The following is a 21,808-nucleotide window of genomic DNA, read 5'->3' as shown; positions in this document are numbered from 1 at the left end:
AAAAGCTTAAGTTTTGGTAGCGAAGATAACAGTTTGTCGATTGAGGGGATCAGCATGCGCGCACTGCTAATAGAAGATGACCCCTTGCTTGGGGATGGCATTAAGACGGCGCTAGAGCGTGAGGGCTATACGGTCGATTGGTTTATGCTTGGCCGCGAGGCAATCAGCGCTATCGACAGCGAGACCTTCAGTGTGATTATTTTGGATCTTGGCCTGCCCGATATGGACGGTATGCAGGTACTGCGTTTACTCCGGCAGCAATCTACTCTACCTATTCTGATTTTGACGGCTCGTGATGCGATGGAAGACCGTATTGGCGGTTTAGATGCGGGAGCGGATGACTATGTGCTAAAGCCGTTTAATTTGCAGGAGCTACTCGCCCGTTTGCGGGTCGTAATGCGGCGCGCTGAGGGGCGTGCCTCGCAAATATTAACGCTGGGTGCACTGAGCATTGATGAAGCTCGCCATACAGTGAGCTGGCGGGGCAAAGACGTAAAATTGGGTCGACGCGAGTATGCCCTATTGCTAGAGCTAGCTAGACACCCAGACAGGGTGCTATCTCGCCCTCGTTTAGAAAGTTTGCTGTACGGCTGGGGCGAAGAAGTGGAGTCCAATACGGTGGAGGTTCACATTCATCATCTGCGTAAAAAACTTGCAAAGCATCTGATTATTAACGTGCGCGGGATTGGCTACCGGCTGGATAGCCAGGCGCAATGAGATCGATACGGCATTATCTGCTTCGCACGCTAGCCATTGCCATGGTTGTCGCCGGAGGCGTTGCGGTCACCGCGGCTTATTTAATTACCGATCACGAGCTAGAGGAGATCCTCGATACACAGCTCAGTCTGCATAGCCGGATTGTGGCTGGCCAGCTCAATCCTAACGCGACCATTGACGACTATGCTCGTCTGGCTTCGCGTATGGGCCTTCCTGAACATCCAGCTCAACTATATCGCGACGGTAACGCAGTGCCCGTGAGTAGCTCTGAATCAAGCCCTAAGCTTTACCACGAGGAAGAGCTTAAATTAGTCCTGGGTTTTTGGAATGCCGATGGCTCACCCAGGCTGCTAGGAGGCAAATGGAGTGATGCAGGCCCTTTCCCCGCGCCTTTAGAAGAGGGTTTTCGCTGGGAAAACTACGATGGCCATCGTTGGCGGGTTTTCAGCATGTTCGATGTTGCCAGCGATACCTGGATTAGCATGGGGCTGCGAGGTTCGTTTCATGATGCAGTGGTGGAGCGCATTACCTGGAACAATTTGTTGCCAATGCTCCTGTTGCTGCCACTCCTGCTTTGGCTGATGAGTCGCATTATCCAACGTGGCATTGCGCCCATCCAAGCGCTTTCCAGCCAGGTACAAGGCCGCTCCGCCCACGACCTGCGTAAAATTGATAATTCGGTTCCTCAAGAGCTTTATGGATTACGCCAATCGCTAAACGACTTTATCGCCCGGTTGAAAGAAACCTTAGAGCGCGAGCGGCGCTTCACTGCAGATGCAGCCCATGAGTTACGCACGCCCTTGGCTGCGCTGAGAATCCACTTAGATAATGCGCAGGCAGGCGGAGAGCAATCATTACAAAAGGCTTATGTCGGGGTTGAACGGCTTCAGCGGGTGGTAGAACAACTGCTTATTTTGGCTCGATTGGACCAAGTGGCCACAACCTCAACGGCCACTATCGACCTCTATCCGATTATTGCTGAACTGGTAGCCGAACTGTGGCCACTCGCTGAAGAGCGCAATCAGCACTTGAGGCTAATAGGCTTAACCCACCTGGAGGTTCGCGCCGACGAAATTGAGGTGGGAATTCTCTTTCGTAACCTGCTGGATAACGCCCTGCGCTATACGCCGCAAGGCGGTCAAGTGGAGGTAGAATTAGCGCGTTGTGAGGGGTTGCCTCAACTCACAGTGAGAGACACGGGCCCCGGACTCCCCGAAGCACTTTTGGATAAAGTCACTGAGCGCTTTAGGCGCGCTGCTGGCCAGGGTACCACCGGTAGCGGATTGGGTTTATCGATTGTCTCGGAGTTGGCCCAGCGCCAAAAAGCACGCCTTACGCTTAGTAATCGCACGCCCAACGGACTAGCGGCAAGTGTGACGTGGGAGCAAAACCAACATCAAGATAGTTAATTAGCTTCAGCACAGTGATTGTCACCAACTCCAAACACTAAGTAATACGCACCACGCACTAAAGCCGAGTATCAATACATCGCATCAGGCTGAGGCGTCAGGCTTGATTGAAAATTCTCAATCGCCGTCTCAGCTTCTTCAATTTCATCAAAGCGGGCGATGTGATAAAGCGCTTCACCTTCGTTTGCTAGTGGCAAGCGGCTCATACCAATAACAATCCCGTCGGCCATAGAGAGCACCTCACCTTCATCATTGCCGAAGGGGTCTGCCACTTTACCGAGCACCTCGCCTTTTGCTACCCGAGCGCCCAGACGCACCTTAGGACGCAAAATGCCATCAATAGGCGCCCTCGCCCAGCTGGAGCCATTGGCAAGTTCAGCAGGCATTGGCGAGCGGCGACGCTGCTCGCCGGTCAGCATACCTAAACGGCGCATCACGCGTAAAACGCCACGCACGCCGGGGGCAATTGCCCACTCATCAAAACGTAGCGCCTCACCAGCTTCATAAGTTAGCACCGGAATGCCACGGTTCTGAGCATAGTGGCGTAAGCTACCTTCGCGAAGCTCTGCATTGAGTACCACAGGGGCACCAAACGCATCGGCCATGCGCTCAGTTTCACTGCCTGGCTGTAGCTGAGCACGAATTTGCGGAAGATTGGTGCGATGAATAGCACCCGTATGCAAGTCGATAATATGCGTGGCGTGATCGACAATTTCATCGCGAAATAGCGCCGCAATACGCCCACCTAACGAGCCCTTTTCACTGCCCGGAAAACAGCGGTTCAAATCTCGCCGATCTGGCAAGTAGCGCGTTTGCTGTAAAAAACCGAAAACATTAACGACGGGTACCGCAATTAACGTGCCACGCAAGCTATTGATTGCTTTGGAACGCAGCAGGCGACGAACAATTTCAACTCCATTAATTTCATCGCCATGAATCCCTCCACATACCAGCATAACCGGGCCATCTTTACGCCCATGCACGACTTCGACCGGAATATGCAGCTGCGTGTGGGTATACAGGCGTGCCACAGGCACATCAATTTGTAAGCGTTGGCCAGGCATTACAGTGCGCCCAGCCAGGGTAAAGGGTGCTCGCGCCATGCTGAGAGTCCTATAGCGTACAATAACGGTTTCGTTTCAAAACAGCGTTTCTAAATAAATCTTATACGCTTTTTACTGGCAAATGACGAATTTGTTAATCCACGTTATGAGCTAAAGCAATTAACCATACAGTTTTGAATGTAAAAAGTGGTGCACATAAGATAAAATGGGCGTATCACGTGTCAATTACTGAGGTTACGTTTTTATATGGCAAGAAAAACCAAAGCGGAGGCTGCTGCAACTCGCGAGGCGCTGTTGGATGCGGCTGAAGAGGTGTTTTTCGCAAAAGGCGTAGCTCGCACATCGCTGGAGCAAATTGCTCGTCACGCCGACCTGACGCGCGGTGCTGTTTATTGGCATTTTAAAAATAAAGGCGACCTTTTTATGGCGCTAGTGGAGCGTGTGCGTATGCCCTTCCAGTCGCTAATGGAAGAGGTAAATAACGCCGACCCGACCATCTCACCACTAACGGCTATACAACTTGCCTGCTATGCCGGCTTAAACCGCATGGAGCAGCCATCCCATCAGCGAATTTTATCGATTCTTTTACACCGCTGTGAATTCTTTAGCGATATTAACCCGATTCAAATGCAAGACGAGATCGCAGACGAGTGTTTTGATGAAATGCTGTCGGTATTTCAATTGGCCCAACAGCAGCAATTGCTACGCGATGATCTAACCCCTGAGGTGGCAACGCGGCTTATGCAGGCGGCACTGGGGGGCTTATTTCATGATTGGTTGCGAAATCCAGAATCTTTTTCGTTGTGCGAACGTGGCGGTGAACTCATCGATACATTAATCACCATGATGAAGCGCTAACCGTCTCGCTGCAATGCAGCAATACACCTATACTGAGCAGATTATCTGCATAGGATAATTTTATGGATGCTCTTGAATTTGTTCGTATCCGCGAACTTGATATCGCTGTGCGCATTTGGAATCCCGACGCACCCCGCACGCTAATTGCATGGCATGGCCTTGCGCGCCACGGCGGTGATTTCGAGGCATTGGCCCGTCAGCTGGGCAGCGAATGGCGCATTCTTGCACCAGATACACCTGGCCGTGGCCTATCCAGCTGGTCACTGTTTCCTGCCCACGATTATCTCTACAGCCACTACATGACTATCGCGATAGGCGTGCTAGATCATTTCCAATTAAACCAGGTCGACTGGCTGGGCACTTCCATGGGCGGGCTATTGGGCATGCTGCTGGCTGCAGACAAAACACATCAACATAGGATTTCTAGGCTTATCCTGAATGATGTTGGGCCTGAGTTGAGTAAAGACGGCCTAATCGCACTTTCCAGTTATTTCAGCCTAACCCACCGCTTTACGAGCTTTGCAGACCTACAAAAAGAGCTGACACAGCACTACGCAAGCTTTGGAATCACCACTGATGATGAATGGCGAGCGCTGGCATTGGGAAGCGCGCGGCGACTACCTGATGGTAGCTGGACCTACCACTTCGATCCCCGTATTGGCGAGCAATTCATCCATGACACACCGCGAGATACATGGGCAGATTGGGCGAACATTCGCTGCCCTGTGATGGTAATTCGAGGTGCTGAATCAACGCTACTGGATGCCGAAACGCTGCCACGCATGAAAGAGGTGCAACCCGGCTTAGTCACTTTCACCGCCCCAGGCTGTGGCCATGCCCCTATGCTGAACCATCCCGAGCAAGTAACACCGCTCCGTCAGTTTCTCGACACGCCACTCAGCGCCTTCCCCTGCAGCAAACCAGCAAGCGCCACCGCCACTTCACACCCTATTGGCCAGTGGCTTATTAAGCAGTGGCGGCGCCTATTGGGCTAGGCAATGCGTTGGCTAGACAACATTCGCTAGGTGGAATAGCCGTTTGAATGATGCTTACGGCGCAAGCGAAGCTTATTCACGCGAACCCGCGTATCAAGATACTGTTGCTCAAGCACACTGCGGTACGCACCTTCGCTGGCAAGATATTTCACAAGCACCCGGCGCTCGCCAGTTTGAGGGCAGTCCCCCGCTTTGCAATGCAATTTAACGGCGCTGCCGGGCTCATTCTCCAGCTGAGCAGATGCGTATTCATCATTCTGGCGCTCTGAGACAACGACCGTAGCGCCCAATAAACAGCGGCGATTGAATGGCTGATAGCGATGAAGCGCGCGTTGCAATGAATGGCACACCGCTGCCGCAACTGGCGACGCAACTGCAAATGAGATCCACAGCACAAGCACGCCGACAGGCACCCTCAACATACCCAGCGATAACCAGCGGAGGGCTAGTAGCTCAATAGCCAGCGAAATAGCACCCGCAAAAAGTACCAAGAGGCTTAACGCAAGCGTAGCAGGCACACCTGCAAAGCCGAGTGACACCAGTGTGCTGGCCATATGATCGTCGCGCAGGCTATCGCGCTCATATAGCTCCAGCGGCGCAAGTCTGATTAACACCAGCAGCCAGTAGAGCGCTATCAAAGCCAACAAGAAGGTAAAGACAATCGTTGGAAATTGCAGTACGGCGGAAACAAGTGATTGCATCATGGCGTGTTCTCCTCCAGACGAAGCCTGGTGATGTTTTCGCTTGACGTTATATTTATTAGCACAAGCTAAAAACAGGGTCTCTTTTAGCGTAGACCACCTTACGCGTTTATGTGTTTAGCTACCTTGACTGCCATCACTTATCGACCAAAAGCTAAGCCCTGCGTTTTGTACGAAAACGGCCTCAACTCACCGCACAAAGGCAGCGAGCTGAGACAACTAATCAACAAAAATAAATTACCTTAAATCAGCGACGCCCCCGCAGCTTATCCCTTAACGCTTGAAACCGGCTTTTAACTTCATCTAGGGTATGGCTTTCGCCCATCAAACCACGTATAGCCTGGAGCTGATGTTCAAACAGTCCATGATGGTGGAGATCATCGGGGGTTTCTTCCCGACCAAGCGGCAGGATATTTTCGAAGTAGGTTCCCCCCAGAATACGCCGTAATACGCCTTCTCCCAGAAATGCTTCATCACTGTTCAGAGTGCGAGTTGCCCGCAGCAAGCGACGCACATCGTATTGACCAGGGTAGATGTCCGGCACCTGCTTCTTGAGCCCAAGCAAGCTATAAACACCAATACGGGCAGTTCTTACCGAGCTTTCCAGTGTGAACACGACATCGTTATGGGTTTCTACAAACTGCCCCATGCAGGCTAGGTTGGTACAGCCTTCAGGAACCACGCTGGGGCGATCTCCCTTGGCTCTTGGCATGAATTGAGCGGTGATATAAGGCATTAGCGCGATACGTGTTTTAGTTGCAGCCAGTATGGCGTCGAGCTGATCAATCAGGCCAAGGTGATAACACATCTCGGTCAGCACTTCTTTCCCGGTACACTCAGGCATTGGCTTTTTGACATAATTGCCGGGCTTGTCCATCAACAATGCGTATGTCCATAGCACAATCACATCATCGGGCTGGTCGGGAAAATGCGGTTGGCGATTACAGGTAAAGCTCATCAGCCAGGAGGAGTCGGTAAAGGTGATAATCCCGCCTGTAGCCGTAAACCCTGAATAGGGGTCATTAACCGACAGTTCTTTAAGTTTATCCATCAGGGGCGAAGGTTTACAGGTAAGCGTTACTGACTCCCAGGTAGAGCGTGGAATGTCCCCGCAGAACTTTTCTGGCTTCCCGAAGATGTCTGATTTTTCTGCGAGATTCTTCCACAGTTGCCAGCCTGAACCCTTGCCAGCCTGAACCCGATCCTTCAGGTGTGGAATGGTGTCGTCGTCGCCATAAGCAGTGTCTTCGGTCATCGAGCCCGTAGTAACAAACACCAGGTCGCGGGGGGCGATAGCAATGGTTTTGTTGCCATCACTACCACGGCACTGAAGAGCGGTGATGGTGCTGCTGCCGTCCTGGGTATCCATGTCCAGGTTCTCGACAACCGTATCGTACTGGATATTCACGCCCTGATCTTGCAGCCAGTTCATCAGCGGTCGAACAAAACTGTCGTACTGGTTGTACTTTGGAAAAACCAGTGACGTCATGTCGTTAAGCCCATCCATCAAGTGCAGAAAGCGATGCATGTACAGCTTCATTTCAAGTGCTGAATGCCAGTTCTGGAAGGCAAACATAGTGCGCCAGAAGGTATAGAAATTGGTTTCCAGAAACCCTTCACTGAACCACTGCTCTACTGTGACATCATCCAGATCCTCTTTGCGTGCTAGCAGTAGCTTAACAACCTCTAACTGCTGGCGTTTGGTGAGGTTCATGGTGGAAAAGTCTTTGATCTGGCCCTGCTTTTCCAACAGACGCGCTTTTGACCAGTTTTTGTCGGCGTCATTCACGATGCGATACTCATCCAGCACAGTAAATGGTGGCGGCAACTCCAGAGCCGGTATTTCCGAGAAGACGTCCCAGAAATTCTGGTAGGTCATCTCCATTTCACGACCTCCACGCACGATATAACCTTCTTCCGCGTTGCCAGCACCATCCAGCGAGCCACCTTCTATGCTCTGCTCCTCTAGGAAGGTGATATTGCCAGCCGGCATGTGGCCGTCACGAATTAAAAAGAAGGCAGCAGACAATCCTGCAATGCCGCCGCCAACGATCCAGGCACGGCGCCCCTCAATACCCTCGGTCGGAAGAGGACGGTGATTGGTGTAGCTTCCATGCAGGTCAGCGGGTGGAAATGGCGTATCGATACCGTTGTGTAAGTGTCTTGATGAAGCGTCTGGCGCAATATCGAGAGGCTGTCTCTCGAGTGCTTCAATATGGGCTTTCAGCGCTGAATCCGATGTTTTTGAAGCATTAGATTTACTCATTGATAGATATCCTTTTCTGGGTAGCCACTATCAATTAAGTGTAGTTTAAAAAACTCACTAAACGCTTATAACCATAAATAATTAATACAAAAAGCCATCTAAGCAGCAGTATTTATTACAAGCATCGGAAATAACAGAGATAACGCATTCAAAAAAACGGGCACCATGAAAACATGGTGCCCGCTAGCAAGTCGCTAAACAGCGTTACGCTTGGTCGTGACCTAGCGCTGCCTGCTCGTTGTTACCATCCCGGTCGGGGTGGCGTTTCCGATACAGCCAATCAGACACCGTGGCAATCATTGCGTAGAAGCTTGGAATAAACAGGCTTCCCAGCACGGCAACAGACGCCATACCGACCGCAACGGTGGTACCTATGTGGTGGCTGCTCACATCGCTCGCACCAGAGGCCAGAGCCAATGGCAAGGTACCGAAGATAAAGGCCAGTGACGTCATAACGATAGGACGGAAACGAAGCTCCGCGGCGGTAACCGCTGCTTCACGAATCGATTTACCATGCTCTTTGCGCTGCAACTCCGCAAACTCAACGATAAGGATCGCGTTCTTAGCGGCCAAGCCAACCACCACCAGCATCCCAATCTGGACATAGACACTGGTATCCAGGCCTCGCAACGCAATACCACCCACGCCGCCCAAGAAGGCAAACGGCGTGGCGGTAAGTACCGCTAGTGGTAGCGACCAACTCTCATACTGTGCCGCCAGTATCAAGAACACCATCAAAATACCAAACACAATGGCGAGTAAAGCGGTATTGCCAAGGTTAGACTCTTGGTAGGCAGTCCCCGTCCAACCCATTCCCCAGTTTTGGCCCAATGTTTCCCGAACCACTTCCTCCATCGCTGCAATAGCCTGTGTAGAGCTGTAGCCTGGCGCTGGATTACCCTGGAACTGAGCCCCCGCATAAACACCGAAGCGAGAAACAACAGATGGACCCGTTTGGCGTTCGAGCGTTACAAACTCAGAAAGAGGAATGCGCTCACCATTGCCACCACGTACATAAACGCTACTCACATCATCGGGCGTTTTACGGAATTTATCTTCATTCTGTAAATAGACCTGGAAGTTACGGTTTTGGTAGCTAAAGAAGTTAACAAAACCATTACCGAAGGTGTTGGCTAGCGCCGAGTTGATATTCTCAAGGGCGACACCATAGCTGAGCGCTTTTTGCTGATCTATTTCCGCACGGTAAGAAGGCACATTGACGTTAAACGTTGTAAAAACGCGGCTTAATGCCGGGTGCTGGTTAGCCGCCTGCATAATTTGCAATGACGCTTGATACAACTCACGAGGTGACGCGCCTTCAAAAGATTGCAAATAACCGGTGAAACCACCCGTTGTTGAAAGCCCCATGATCGGCGGTACGTTAAACGCCATCGCCGAACCACCATCAATGCTCGCCCCCAACTGCATAATACGACCAACCAACTCATTAGCCGTTAAGTCACGTTCTGCCCAGGTTTTCATGTTGATAAACATAATGCCCCGTGCAGTATTGACCGCACTCGACAGAATGTCGTATCCCGCGACAGCAGAGGAGTACTCAACGCCCGGAATGGCTTCTATCTGTGAGCTAAGCTCATTCATGTAGGCTTGAGTTCGGCTAAGCGACGCAGCATCGGGCAATGACACGCTAACCAGCACGATACCTTGGTCAGTTTCCGGCACCAGTGTGGAAGGCGTATTTGCATAGAGCCAGTAAGAACCGGCCCCCACCGCCACAGTCAGCGCAAGCGCTAACACCCAGAAACGCACCAGCTTTTTCACAAACCACATATAAACGGCGGTAAAGCCAGCGAAGAGGCGGTCAAACAGACGCAGCGGTGTGGTAATCGCACGCTTAAACGCGGACTGTTTCGTTTTATGCAGGTCATGCTTAATGAAGATGGCCGACAGCGCAGGAGTGAACGTCAGTGCCATCAGCGCCGATAGCGCCACCGATATTGCCACGGTAATCGCAAACTGCTGATAAATCTGGCCGGTAAAACCGCCCAGGAACGCTACGGGTACAAACACCGCCGCCATAATCAGCGATGTGGCAATAACCGGACCACCCACCTCTTTCATCGCGCGGATAGTAGCGTCACGAACCGTAATATCATCCTCTTCGCTCAATACCCGCTCAACGTTCTCCACCACCAGAATCGCATCATCCACCACGATGCCTATCGAAAGCACCAAGGCAAACAGCGTTAGAAGGTTGATTGAGAAACCAAACAAGTAAAAACCAGCAAAGGTACCGATAACCGAGACCGGTACGACCGACATGGCAATGACCGTAAAACGCCAGTTCTGTAGGAAAATAAACAGAATCACGATAACGATCAGGAACGCTTCAATAAACGTATGCAGAACGGTTTCTACCGAGGCATCAATAAACAGCGTGGTGTCGTAAGGCGTTACATAGTCAAGCCCTGGCGGAAAACGCCCCGATAGTTCTTCCATCGTGGCACGCACTGCTTCAGCGGTTTCCAGTGCGTTTGCACCCGGCTGCTGGTTGATGATGATCGGCGTCATTGTGGCGCCGTTTAAGCGTGCATCAACACCATAGAACGAAGCGCCTAGTTCAATACGTGCTACGTCCGCAAGGCGCAGCGAAGAGCCGTCAGGATTCGTACGCAGATAAATATTGCGGAAATCATCGGTTCCCGATAAACGTCCACCGGCGGTAATCGTATAGGTATAAGCACGCGGTTCGCTTTGCGGTGTTGCCGCTAAGTTACCTGCGGGAATTTCGGTATTCTGCGCGCGAATAGCACTGGCCACCTCACTGGGCGTGAGGTCATACTGAGCCAGCTTGTCAGGGTCCATCCACACCCGCATCGCAAACTCACCGCCGCCTAACACTTCGGCATTACCTACGCCGGGCACTTGGCGTAGCTCATCCAAGATATTCAGCGTGGCGTAGTTTTGCATGTAAATTTTGTTGTAGTCACCGCTAGGTGACGTCAAGGCAACAAGCATCAGAATAGAGTCAGAGCGTAACTCAACCGTCACCCCTTGAGACTGAACCGCCTCAGGTAACTGCGAAAGCGCGCCCTGCACTCGGTTATTGACATTGATGGTGTTGATATCACCATCAGTGCCAATGTTAAACGCAACACTCAGGCTCATAAGACCATTATCAGCGCTGTTTGAGGTCATATATAGCATGTCCTCAACACCATTGATGGCCTCAGCAAGCGGTGCCGCGACGGTTTGCGCAACCGTCTCAGCATCTGCCCCGGGGAACTGAGCCTGAACTGACACAGTGGGAGGTACAACGCTGGGATACTGCTCTATCGGCAGTATTCGCATCGCCATCGTACCTACCAGCGTCAAGATAATCGCCAAAACGGTGGCGAAAATCGGTCGGCTGATAAAGAAGTTGGAAAAGTTCATTATTGCGCGCCCTCTTCCCCTTCAGCGGGCTGTGCGTCAGCCGCCCCATCCTGCATTGCCTCTGCCTGCCCGGCTTCTTGCTGGGCGTCTTCCTGCTCAGCTTCTGCGACGATGTCGGCAGCGTTACCTTCAAATGGCTGGGGGTCAATTAGCATTCCTGGCTCCAGACCAGCGGGGTCGCCTACGATGACACGCTCGCCAGCAGTCAGGCCATCATGAATGATTTGCCATGGGCCAGCCACTTCACCGAGTTGAACCGTGCGCTCGCGCGCTTTATTTTCATCATCGACAATAAAGACCCGCGGTCCCATTAACCCTTGAGTAACGGCAATTTCTGGTACGGCCAGTACATCAAAACGCTTCAAGCCTTCAACACGAACCCGGACAAACTGACCAGGCAATACCGCGCCATCAGGATTTGCGAACGCTGCTGACGCCTGCACCGTACTGGTGCCGCTATCAACACGAGAACCCAGGAAGCTCAAACGACCTTCAAGCTCAGCGCTGTCGTCACCATACTGTCCTGGCACACTCAAACGCGCGGTTATGTCTGATGCGCTACCACTCTCACCCAGCTGTCGACGCAGCTCAAAAGCATCGCGCTGAGGTAGTTGAAAACGCACTTCAAGAGGATCAAGCGGGGTAATAGTGGCTAACTCAGTTCCTGGCGTCACCAAATTACCAACGTTTATCTGACTTAAACTGATCATGCCAGACACCGGTGCGGTGACGTTTGAATAGCCTAAATCAAGATTAGCACTGGTTAACGCAGCATCGGCTTGAGCGACACTTGCTTGGGCAACGCGCTGGTCAGCTAGTGCTTGGTCATACTGCTGACGACTGACCGAGTTTTGGCTCAGCAACTGCTCAAAACGCTGCGCATCACGCTGGGCACGAGCCAGTTCAGCGCGCGCACTTTGCAAGTCGGCCTCACGCTGGTTAACGGTTGCTTGGTAGAGATCTGGCTCGATGGTATAGAGTCGGTCCCCCTGCTCTACCAGTTGCCCTGGCTCAAAATGGCGCTCTTCAAGAAACCCGTTCACCCGTGCCACAAGCGTGACTTCACTGTCGCTGCGCAGCAGTGATGGGTAGGATTTATTCAGAGGAATATCCTGGCGGGCTATTTCAGCTACTTCTACCGCATGAGGCGGAGCTTCCTGCTGCCCAGCCTGCTGTTGCTGAGGTTGCTCCTGGCCGCATGCGGCTAGCGCCAATGCAGCTATCAGCGTCACTAGACTCGCTCTACCTGAGTGAATCGTTTTCTTCATACGTTGGTTTCCCATTAATCTTTTCAACATTGACGGATAGCAGCACAGCGAGAGGTTGGTTAATGTGTTAGAAAACTAACAACTCACTAGCTTACGCACCCGGCGTGGGTGGAGCGCCAATATCCATAGCCCTCTGGTAGGCGTCGGGGTCGCCACCCTCAGGCAGAGTGAAGTTCACCTCATCTCCCGTTAGCCACGCATTGACGTCTTCAATCGCCTCAACGTCTAACAGACCCGCCTGCTGGCGCAGTGAGAGCAAATTAACCACATAGTCATAACGCGCTTCGGCATAGTTAGCGATAGCGTTATAGAGGCTTTGTTCAGCGTTCAACACGTCCACGATATTACGTGTGCCTACTTCATAACCGGCACGGGTAGCTTCTAAAGCACTACGGTTAGAAACGATGGCCTGCTGACGAGCCTCAACGGTATCGACGTTGTTGCTAACCTGGGTATAGAGCGAACGCACTTGTTGGATGGTAGTGCGGCGTTGGGACTCGAAGTCGTATTGGCTACTTTCAAGCTGGAAGGTACCTTGGCGAATACGGGCGCTGGTGCTGCCACCGGTATAGATAGGTAGGTTCGCCGAGACACCCACTTGGCTTGACGTGTTGTAGCCACTCACCAAATCACTATCGCTATCCGAGTACTGGTAGTTAGCAAATGCCTGAACCGTCGGCATACGCCCGGCACGCGCCAGCTCGACGCCTACGCGGGAAAGCTCAATGCCTGCCTGCTGCGCTAATACCTGCGGGTTACGCTCAATGGCTTGCTCTACCCAATAGTTACGCTCCGTGGGGGTTGGCAGGGCAATCGGCATACTGTCGCCTAACGCGTCGATACTGGCGTAACGTTGCCCCGTCAGTTGTTCAAGCACCTCAAATGCCACCTGAAGATTGCTCTCTGCTGCTATGCGATCAGCGCGGGATTGATCAAAGCTCGCCCGAGCTTCTTCTACTTCAGTGATGGCAATGAGGCCAACTTCAAACTGCTCTCGAGCCTGCTCAAGCTGGCGACCAATCGCACGCTCTTGGGCTAAGCGCGCCTCGAGTACTTCATGGGCACGCAAAATATCGAAATAAGCGCTCGCGACATCAATCAGCAGCTGCTGCTCGGTAGCGGCCAATAAGTACACTTGTTGATCAATCTGGCGCTCCGCCTGATTCACTTCCTGACGCGTGACGGCATTGAATAGTGCCTGAGTCGCTTCAAGCGTTAACGACGCCGTGTTGTAGCGGTCATCGCTGACACCCGCCGCATCAGAACCAGCACTCTGCCCCGCCCTAGAGGAGGACTGGCTTTCGTACTGCTGGTTGTGGACGACATTGCCAGAGGCATTTACCTGGGGCAACAGGGCACCACTTGCCACATCGCTTGCCGCTTCAACACTTGAAAACTCAGCACGTGCTGAGGCCAAGGCAGCGTTATTGTTAAGCGCATCGCGGGTGATATTGACTAAATCTGCCGCTTGAGCAGGCAGGATGAAAGAAGATGTCAGCACTGCTAATAGCAGGGGACGAAAAGGGGCATTGACTGCCCAGTGTGCCAGTCGCATGGGATTGCCTCTAGGTGTCAACGTAGGGTGGCGATAATGATAGCCATTCTGAAAGGTGGCATTATAGTTACATTCATGTATGTATGCTAGGCTTGAACTTAACCTAAATATATGAACAGCGTCACGTATAGATAACCGTACTACACAAGACTCTCTATTACCTTAGTCCAAAGCTTCATGAGCTTGCAGCTTTTTAGCGCTCCTTTACCCACTCGAATCTTAAGTGAACCATGTTACAGCTAATGTAATAACACGCTAACTAAAGTGAGCGCTTGAGTCTCTCAACAACATGCGGCAGTGATTGGCAATCCAAACAGATAGCTAATAAAGCGAGAAAATCAGCACCATCACCACTATTGCTCCGCCAAACGCTGCCCCATTAACTCTCAAAAGCTTCCAATACTGCCACGCAGCGTTCAACGGCACTGCGATACCCTGAACCAAATAACAGCAGATGGTTAAGCAATGGATAAAGCTGAAACAGCGCTTCGCGTCTTGGCCATTCGGTTGGCTTATCGCCGTTCCAGTAAGCATCAAAAAAAGGTGCGCCAGGCGATCCAAACAGGGTCAGCATGGCCACATCAACGTCGGGATAATGGCGATAAACAGCAGGATCGATCAGTGCCGGCCCTCTAGTGGTTGTCAGCACATTACCCGACCATAGATCACCATGAATAAGGCTGGCAGACGAATCTGGCAGCCATGTTTCTAGTTGCTCTGCTTGGTGTTCAACACGGCGTCGCAACGCGCCATTCAGCAGGCCCTGCTGATAACAAGCTTGAGTAAGAGGCAGTAGACGCCGTTCGCGCTGAAACGCACGGCCATCTGCCAGCGGGGAGTTGGGTTGGGGCGTACGCCCACACGCATTGTCCTGATGCCAGCCATGGGCATCACCTATCACACCATGCAACTCACGCAGCCCTTCGCCTAAAGCGACGCTACTTTGGGTGTTTGCGGGTTGGGTATCGAGTGACTCTATCACCAGCCATCCCACCGTCTCTCCTAGCACCTCAGGTATCACTAATGACGTACCCGCCCCCTTGAGCGCGCGAAGCCCTTCTGCTTCGCCAAGCAATCGCGCGGAATCGTCGTGTTTGATAACGACTTGCCCTTGACGAGTAGTCAAGGCGTAAACAGCGGCTATGTCACCACCACTGAGTGGCTGAAGCTTATCAGTGGGGATTAATCCCAGCGTATCTAGCAGATCGCGCAAGATGGCATCCATGACTCTCTCCGCTCAAGCGTAGCGTGTACTCCGTACCTCTCCTTAAACGGTACAAGGCAAAGCAATATCTTTCTAGGCAATCCGCATTATTAAACGTTATGACGCTGAGCAAGCGCCTCGCGATAACGCTGATAAATCACCTCATAAGCAGAAACACGCTTAGCGTCAGGGTCGGCAAGGGAAGCGGCATCCAGGTGCACCAAGCGCTCACAAAGCGATGCCAGGGTCACGCCCTCCTGATGTAAGTCGCACCAAGCGGCTTGAATAGCCGCCCCTAACGCGGCGGCATCGGTAATCTCTGGGCAGATTACCTGGGTATTAGTAATGTCAGCCACCATTTGCCGCCAGACTGGGCTCTTGGCACCGCCGCCAATCAGCCTAATCTGGCTGGTACCGTCAGCTAGATCACCTAATAGTTCCAAGCCATAGCGCAGGCCAAAGGTAGCACCTTCCATCACCCCTCGGCAGAGGTTAGCTTGAGTCATATTAAGGCTGGTCAAGCCAAGGAAATCGCCCGTCGCATTGGGCAGCATCGGCACCCGTTCGCCGTTAAAAAACGGCAGTACAATCACTCCCTCGGCCCCAATCGGCGAGCTGGCAACCTGGTCGCCAAAGGCGGCTAAATCCAGCCCAAACAGCTCACGCACACGAGTAGTCGCAGAGGTAACGTTCATCGTGCAGATTAACGGCAGCCAGCCACCGTGGCTGGCACAGAAGTTGGCCACCATGGCGCTATCGCACACCACTGAATTAGGTGAATAAGCGCACACCGTGCCGGAGGTTCCTAAACTAAGCGTTACCAGCCCCTGAGTAATATTACCGGTGCCAATTGCGCCCAGCATGTTGTCGCCGCCGCCAGAAGACACCACCACATCATCATGAAGCCCCAACTCTTGCGCCACTAGAGGGCGCACTCGCCCTGCTGGCTCGTGCGCCTGGATAAGGCGAGGTAGCACACGGTCAGGGTCAAGTTCCGGCGCAATGGCTGCAAATACCTCTTTCTGCCAGCATTGGGCACGGGTATCAAAATAACCGGTGCCCGACGCATCACCCGCCTCAGTGACCCGCTCACCGGTCAGCCAGAAGTTGAGGTAGTCGTGGGGCAGTAGCAGAGTGGCTATACGCTGGTAGGCGTCAAGGTGATTCTCCCTCAGCCACGCCACTTTAGATGCGGTATAGCCAGTCTGTAACACCAGACCAAGCTTCTCCAGGCAGCCCGCTTCACCGCCAAGTCGGTCGACTAAATCGCTGTTTTGAGCACTGGTTTCGGTATCGCACCATAGTTTGGCGGGATACACCGGCACACCATCCGCATCCAGTGCCACCATGCCGTGCTGCTGTCCGGAAACGCCAATCCCCCGCACCTGCTTGGCATCAATGCCAGCATGCTCAAGCGCTTGAAAAAAAGCTCCTTTGAGCGCTGCCAGCCACTCTGCTGGCGCCTGTTCCCGGCGGCCATGCTCTCCCTCGTCTAGGCTATGGGGACGACTGCCTTCACCCAGGATGACGCCACGCTCCACATCTACCACCACAACTTTGGTACTCTGTGTACCGCAATCTACCCCGATATACATCACAACGTTCCTTTGGACGCGACCAGAGCCTCAAGAGTAGCCCGTGCTCCCCGTTCATGCAGCGACGTCAATGACTTTAGGTAAGCGTTTAGAAAGCGAGGCTGGTCAGCCAAGTCGCCAAACAGCTCGCGGTTCTCGACAAACGCAGCGGGGTTCGTGCGGTTGTTAGTGGCAATAGCCATCAATGGCTCACGCAGACGGTCCACAATATCGATAGCCTTTCCCTGCTCATCGACGCCTTCAGCGTAACGTGCCCAGCTGGCGACCACGGCGGCGCTGCGCTTAATCTCACCTCCCTGGGCAAGTTGCTGGCGAATGACAGGCACAAGCCATTTGGGAATGCGATCAGAGCTTTCAGCACAGAGTCGTGCCAGAGTGTCTTTAATTTTCGGGTTGGCGAAGCGTTCAATCAGGGTCAGCCGATAGGTTTCTAAATCTACCCCTGGCACTGGCGCCAGCGTAGGCGTGCCCTCTTCACGCATATAACCCAGCAAAAACTCGACAAACAGCGGGTCTTGGCACACTTCATGGGCGTAACGGTAGCCTGCCAAGTAGCCGAAGTAAGCAAGCGCCTGATGGCTGGCATTGAGCAGGCGCAGCTTCATCAGCTCATAAGGCTCTACATCATCGACAAGTTGCACGCCTACTTTCTCAAGCGCCGGGCGACCCAGGGGAAAGTGATCTTCCAACACCCATTGGGTGAAGGGCTCGCATACCACTGGCCAGGCATCTTCTATATCAAACCGCTGGGCCAGCTCGTCAATATCCGTGGGCGCTGTCACTGGTGTGATGCGATCCACCATGGCATTGGGAAACGCCACTTCGGCAGCTAGCCAGTCGCCAAGCCCTGCGCTGCGGGCACGGGCGTAGGCACTGAACATGCGTTTAGCCACGTCACCGTTACCTTGAATATTGTCGCAGGACATCACCGTAAAAGGTGCAATGCCCCGCGCCCGGCGGCGAACCAGAGCTTCCACCACTAAGCCAAAGCTGGTGGAAGGCTGCTCTGGATGGGCAAGATCATCACGTACCTGTGGAGAATCCAGATTGAATTCTCCAGTCACTGGATGGAAGTTGTAGCCACCTTCCGTCACGGTGAGCGACACAATCTTGATGCTGGGATCGGCCATTTTTTCGATCACCGCTTCGGGGTCTTCTGGCGCAAATAGGTAATCCACCATACTGCCGATCACACGGGGCTGATACTCGCCGTCGGGGTGTTTCACCACGAGCGTATAGAGATAGTCTTGCGCAGCAAGGGCCTGCTGCATACGCTTATCGCCGGGCATTACCCCCACTCCTACAATGCCCCACTCAAGCGCCTCACCCTGGTTCATTAGTGCGTCTAGGTACATCGCTTGATGAGCACGATGAAAACCACCGACGCCAATATGCACGATGCCTGGCGTCACGGCCTGCCGATCATAAGTAGGCGTCTCAACCGCCGCACTGAGAGCACCCATGTTGTGATTATTAAGCTGAGTCATCGTCACTCTCCGGGTCATTTGTTAGCCACGCCGCGCCCTAGCGCCAGCGCTGGTCAGGTGGCACGCTGCCGCTTTTAACAAGTTCAGCGTTAAGCATGTCTTTTTGATGAGCGCGCTCGAGGGCGCCGATATGATCTTGGCCCATGCACAGCCAGCGATTCACCAACCGCTCAACCAGTACGGCATCGTCCACGTCGATAAACAGCGTCCAGTCGAACAGCTTGTGCAACGCCCGCCAGGGCTCTTGATCCAGCAGCAGGTAATTACCTTCCACAATCACAATGCGCTGCGCTGGAGTAATCAACCGCCCCCCGGCTCGAGCAAGATCCAGCGGACGGTCAAACACCGGCACCGCTACCGGTTGATCTGCGCGACGAATGCGCGCTAAATCATGATGTAAGCCATCGACATCGAAGGTGTGCGGCGCGCCTTTCACCGGCAGTTGCTCATCACCTAGCACGGCGTTATCGAAGTGGTAGCCATCCATCGGCACCACGGCTGCCTGCCCTGGCCGCTGCTGATTTATCGCATCGCATAACAGCGCGCTGCGATAAGACTTGCCTGCCCCGGGTGGCCCCGCCAGGGCAACCATAAAGCGCGCTTTGCCTTCGGCGGCATCCAACAGTTGGTGGCTTAACGAAACAAGATCAGGGGTCATAGGCGTATCAACTCATCCAGTTGCCACCATCGACGTTGAGCGTCTGGGCAACGACGTAGTCACTATCCTGACTAGCAAGAAACACGGCGGCCCCCGTGTGGTCTTCCGGCAATCCCATACGCCCAAAGGGCACAGACTCGCCAACCAAACGCTTTTTCTCGCCCAGCGGGCGGTTCTCATAGCGTGCAAACAGTGCATCGACTTCTTCCCACATCGGCGTATCCACTACCCCCGGTGCAATGCCGTTCACGTTAATACGGTGCTTGATCAAATCCAGCCCGCAGGACTGGGTCAGGCTAATCACAGCGGCTTTACTCGCACAGTAAACGCTGACGAGTGGCTCGCCCCGTCGGCCTGCCTGAGACGACATATTAATAATTTTGCCCCCTTGGCCTTGTGCCACCATGGCGCGAGCCACGATCTGCAGGGTAAAAAACAGCCCCTTGGCATTCACCGCAAACTGCTTGTCAAAGCTGGCCTCTGTCACCTCGAGCACCGGTGCCATATCAAACACCGCGGCGTTATTGACTAAAATATCGATCCCACCAAATCGCTCGGTAACGCGCTCCACCATGGCGTTGATAGAGGCTTGATCGCACACGTTCAGCACGACCCCCATCACGCGCTCGGCGCTAGCGTCTTGTTGCAGCGTGGCGAGCGCATCGTCAACAGCGTTGGCATCGATGTCGGCCACAATGACCTTCGCCCCTTCGGCGAGGTAGCGCTGAGCAATGGCTAAACCGATACCACGGGCACCGCCTGTGATGACGGCGCGTTTATTGAGCAGTTTCATTGTTATCTTGTCCTTGCAAATGGGATTGCCACTCGTCTACTAAAGCGTGAAGTCCGCGCATATGGGGCAAAATTCGCCAAGCGCCCGCCGCCAGTAGCCGTGAAGACTGCTGTTCATCTATATGACTTGCCCCTACAAAACCAATCACTCGCATGCCTGCAGCATAAGCAGCGGTCACCCCTGCCACGCTATCTTCTACCACCAGACAGCGGCTGGGTGGGCAGCCAAGAGAACTGGCCGCTAAGTGATAAATAGCGGGGTCCGGCTTGGGGTTTTCGACCTGCTCGGCGGTGAAAATCGGCACATCGCCTAGCGCGCCGTTCAGCTGGGTAGTGGCGAGCGATGCCAGCACGCGGCAACGGCGGCTGTTCGAGACCACGGCCTTGGGTAAGTCGATCCCGCTGACGGCTGCATGCGCCCCTGCAATGGCGGTTAATTCCCTCGCCAAGCGCGCCTCAATGGCGCTATCGACCAGTTCAGCGGCATGGGGCGGCAACAAGTGGCGGCTTAGCTGTTCCAGGTGCTGGAGGATGTTGGCCGTTGTCATACCCAGGGCTTGGCTAAGTAACGTCGGTATATCCAGATCCGGTAGCCACTGTCCAAGGTGGGTTTCCAGAGTCTCTTCAGCGAGTGCTTCGCTATCCACCAGAACGCCATCACAATCAAAAATCAGCGCTTTCATACCTGCTCCCCCGGAGAGGCAGATTCCGTAGCCGCACGATTATCTTGGCGGGTCAGCCCCGCTAACGGGTGCTGCTGCAAGCTAGGTAGGGCTAGCCCGTCTGCGTCAAACAGATGGGCGCGCTCGGGGGCAAAACCAAAACGCACGCTATCGTTGACCCGGTAGGCCACATCGCCATCAGCCATAATAGTGATCAACTCATCGTCCATTTGAACGTAGAGCGAGGTTTGACCGCCGAGGCGCTCAAGCACTTTGATCTGCCCACTCAGCGGCCCCTGTTCATCAAGGACCAAGTGTTCTGGGCGAACACCCAGCTCAAGGGTGGCATTAGCGTCCAAGTGCCCACCGTCGACCGGCACACTGCGCTCACCGCCCCCGGGCAGACGAATCGCGACGCCTTCAGGCGTTACGCCGGTCAACGTCACCGGTAGAAAATTCATTTTCGGTGAGCCAATAAAGCCCGCCACAAAGCGATTGCGCGGGTGGTGGTAGAGCGCCATTGGCGAGCCCACCTGCTCCACCACGCCATCGTGTAGCACAACGATTTTATCGGCCATGGTCATGGCTTCTATCTGATCGTGGGTGACGTAAATCATTGTGGCATCTAGTTCTTCATGCAGCCGTGCCAGCTCAATGCGCATCTGCACCCGCAGTGCCGCATCCAAATTGGAGAGCGGCTCGTCAAACAGGAAGATGCTGGGGTTACGCACAATCGCCCGGCCAATCGCCACTCGCTGGCGCTGGCCGCCTGAAAGCGCTTTGGGCTTGCGGTCTAACAGCGGCTCCAGCTGCAGAATCTTGGCCGCCTCCAGCACTTTGGCGCGGCGTTCCTCTTTGGGTACTCCAGCCAAGCGCATGCTGAAACCCATGTTGCCCTCAACCGTCATGTGCGGATATAGCGCATAACTCTGGAACACCATGGCCAAGCCGCGGTCGGCGGGGCCCACATCGTTTATTCGCTTACCATCGATCAGAATGTCGCCGTCGCTTGCACTCTCCAAGCCCGCGATCATGCGCATCAGCGTGGATTTGCCACAGCCCGAAGGGCCAACAAACACCACGAACTCACGGTCGTTCACCTCGAGATCAATGCCTTTGATGACCTTAGTGTCGCCAAACTGTTTGATAATGTTCTTCAGTTGTAAGGTTGCCATGGGGAA

Annotated in this window: 17 protein-coding genes; 4 read left to right on the top strand and 13 right to left on the bottom strand. The window is 53.6% G+C overall.

What is annotated here, in order from left to right:
- The first annotated feature begins 54 nt into the window (after positions 1-54).
- Positions 55-717, top strand: a complete 663-nt coding sequence (locus tag NF683_RS12660) for a response regulator (RefSeq protein WP_089038774.1) — start codon at positions 55-57, stop codon at positions 715-717.
- Positions 714-2,126 carry an ATP-binding protein gene (locus NF683_RS12655; RefSeq protein ID WP_089038775.1) on the top strand — a complete coding sequence of 471 codons (1,413 nt, stop codon included), beginning with the start codon at positions 714-716 and terminating at the stop codon, positions 2,124-2,126. The genes NF683_RS12660 and NF683_RS12655 overlap by 4 nt, the downstream gene beginning before the upstream one ends.
- 71 nt (positions 2,127-2,197) lie before the next feature.
- Here the strand turns inward: NF683_RS12655 and NF683_RS12650 are convergent, their stop codons facing one another.
- Positions 2,198-3,229 carry a succinylglutamate desuccinylase/aspartoacylase family protein gene (locus NF683_RS12650; RefSeq protein WP_095602439.1) on the bottom strand — a complete coding sequence of 344 codons (1,032 nt, stop codon included), beginning with the start codon at positions 3,227-3,229 and terminating at the stop codon, positions 2,198-2,200.
- Between the two features lie 207 nt (positions 3,230-3,436).
- On the opposite strand from NF683_RS12650, the gene NF683_RS12645 reads away from it, so the two are divergent.
- Both NF683_RS12645 and NF683_RS12640 read left to right on the top strand, forming a co-directional pair.
- Positions 3,437-4,048 (top strand): TetR family transcriptional regulator, encoded by a 612-nt coding sequence (locus NF683_RS12645; protein ID WP_253920165.1) that lies wholly within the window; start codon positions 3,437-3,439, stop codon positions 4,046-4,048.
- A 62-nt stretch (positions 4,049-4,110) separates the two neighbouring features.
- Entirely contained in the window at positions 4,111-5,043 is a 933-nt protein-coding gene (locus tag NF683_RS12640) for an alpha/beta fold hydrolase (protein ID WP_253920164.1), read from the top strand.
- Between the two features lie 26 nt (positions 5,044-5,069).
- On the opposite strand, the gene NF683_RS12635 is transcribed toward NF683_RS12640, so the two are convergent.
- From NF683_RS12635 to NF683_RS12580, 12 genes are all read right to left on the bottom strand, one after another.
- Positions 5,070-5,744, bottom strand: a complete 675-nt coding sequence (locus NF683_RS12635; protein ID WP_253921898.1) for a hypothetical protein — start codon at positions 5,742-5,744, stop codon at positions 5,070-5,072.
- A 247-nt stretch (positions 5,745-5,991) separates the two neighbouring features.
- Entirely contained in the window at positions 5,992-8,010 is a 2,019-nt protein-coding gene (locus NF683_RS12630; RefSeq protein ID WP_253920163.1) for an oleate hydratase, read from the bottom strand.
- Between the two features lie 204 nt (positions 8,011-8,214).
- Positions 8,215-11,406: an efflux RND transporter permease subunit gene (locus NF683_RS12625; protein WP_253920162.1), complete on the bottom strand. Its 3,192-nt coding sequence runs from the start codon at positions 11,404-11,406 to the stop codon at positions 8,215-8,217.
- Positions 11,406-12,674 (bottom strand): efflux RND transporter periplasmic adaptor subunit, encoded by a 1,269-nt coding sequence (locus NF683_RS12620; protein WP_253920161.1) that lies wholly within the window; start codon positions 12,672-12,674, stop codon positions 11,406-11,408. Before NF683_RS12620 ends, NF683_RS12625 begins: the two co-directional genes overlap by 1 nt.
- 91 nt (positions 12,675-12,765) lie before the next feature.
- On the bottom strand, positions 12,766-14,229 hold the full coding sequence (locus tag NF683_RS12615) for a TolC family outer membrane protein (RefSeq protein ID WP_253920160.1): 1,464 nt from the start codon (positions 14,227-14,229) through the stop codon (positions 12,766-12,768).
- 379 nt (positions 14,230-14,608) lie between these two features.
- On the bottom strand, positions 14,609-15,454 hold the full coding sequence (locus tag NF683_RS12610; RefSeq protein ID WP_253920159.1) for a fructosamine kinase family protein: 846 nt from the start codon (positions 15,452-15,454) through the stop codon (positions 14,609-14,611).
- Between the two features lie 89 nt (positions 15,455-15,543).
- On the bottom strand, positions 15,544-17,028 hold the full coding sequence (gene xylB, locus NF683_RS12605) for a xylulokinase (RefSeq protein ID WP_253920158.1): 1,485 nt from the start codon (positions 17,026-17,028) through the stop codon (positions 15,544-15,546).
- The gene (locus NF683_RS12600) at positions 17,028-18,515 is read right to left on the bottom strand and encodes a mannitol dehydrogenase family protein (RefSeq protein WP_253920157.1); all 1,488 of its coding nucleotides are present in this window, start codon (positions 18,513-18,515) and stop codon (positions 17,028-17,030) included. The genes xylB and NF683_RS12600 overlap by 1 nt, the downstream gene beginning before the upstream one ends.
- Before the next feature lie 37 nt (positions 18,516-18,552).
- Entirely contained in the window at positions 18,553-19,173 is a 621-nt protein-coding gene (locus NF683_RS12595; RefSeq protein WP_253920156.1) for a nucleoside/nucleotide kinase family protein, read from the bottom strand.
- Between the two features lie 7 nt (positions 19,174-19,180).
- Complete coding sequence (locus NF683_RS12590; protein WP_253920155.1) at positions 19,181-19,966, bottom strand: L-iditol 2-dehydrogenase; 786 nt, start codon at positions 19,964-19,966, stop codon at positions 19,181-19,183.
- On the bottom strand, positions 19,950-20,648 hold the full coding sequence (locus NF683_RS12585) for an HAD family hydrolase (RefSeq protein WP_253920154.1): 699 nt from the start codon (positions 20,646-20,648) through the stop codon (positions 19,950-19,952). The genes NF683_RS12590 and NF683_RS12585 overlap by 17 nt, the downstream gene beginning before the upstream one ends.
- Entirely contained in the window at positions 20,645-21,802 is a 1,158-nt protein-coding gene (locus tag NF683_RS12580) for an ABC transporter ATP-binding protein (RefSeq protein WP_253920153.1), read from the bottom strand. The genes NF683_RS12585 and NF683_RS12580 overlap by 4 nt, the downstream gene beginning before the upstream one ends.
- Positions 21,803-21,808 lie beyond the last annotated feature (6 nt).

The sequence above is a fragment of the Halomonas sp. MS1 genome, assembly GCF_024182575.1.
Taxonomy (GTDB): domain Bacteria; phylum Pseudomonadota; class Gammaproteobacteria; order Pseudomonadales; family Halomonadaceae; genus Vreelandella.
Note: the sequence above shows the minus strand (reverse complement) of the source record. Positions and strands in the feature narration are given on the sequence as shown.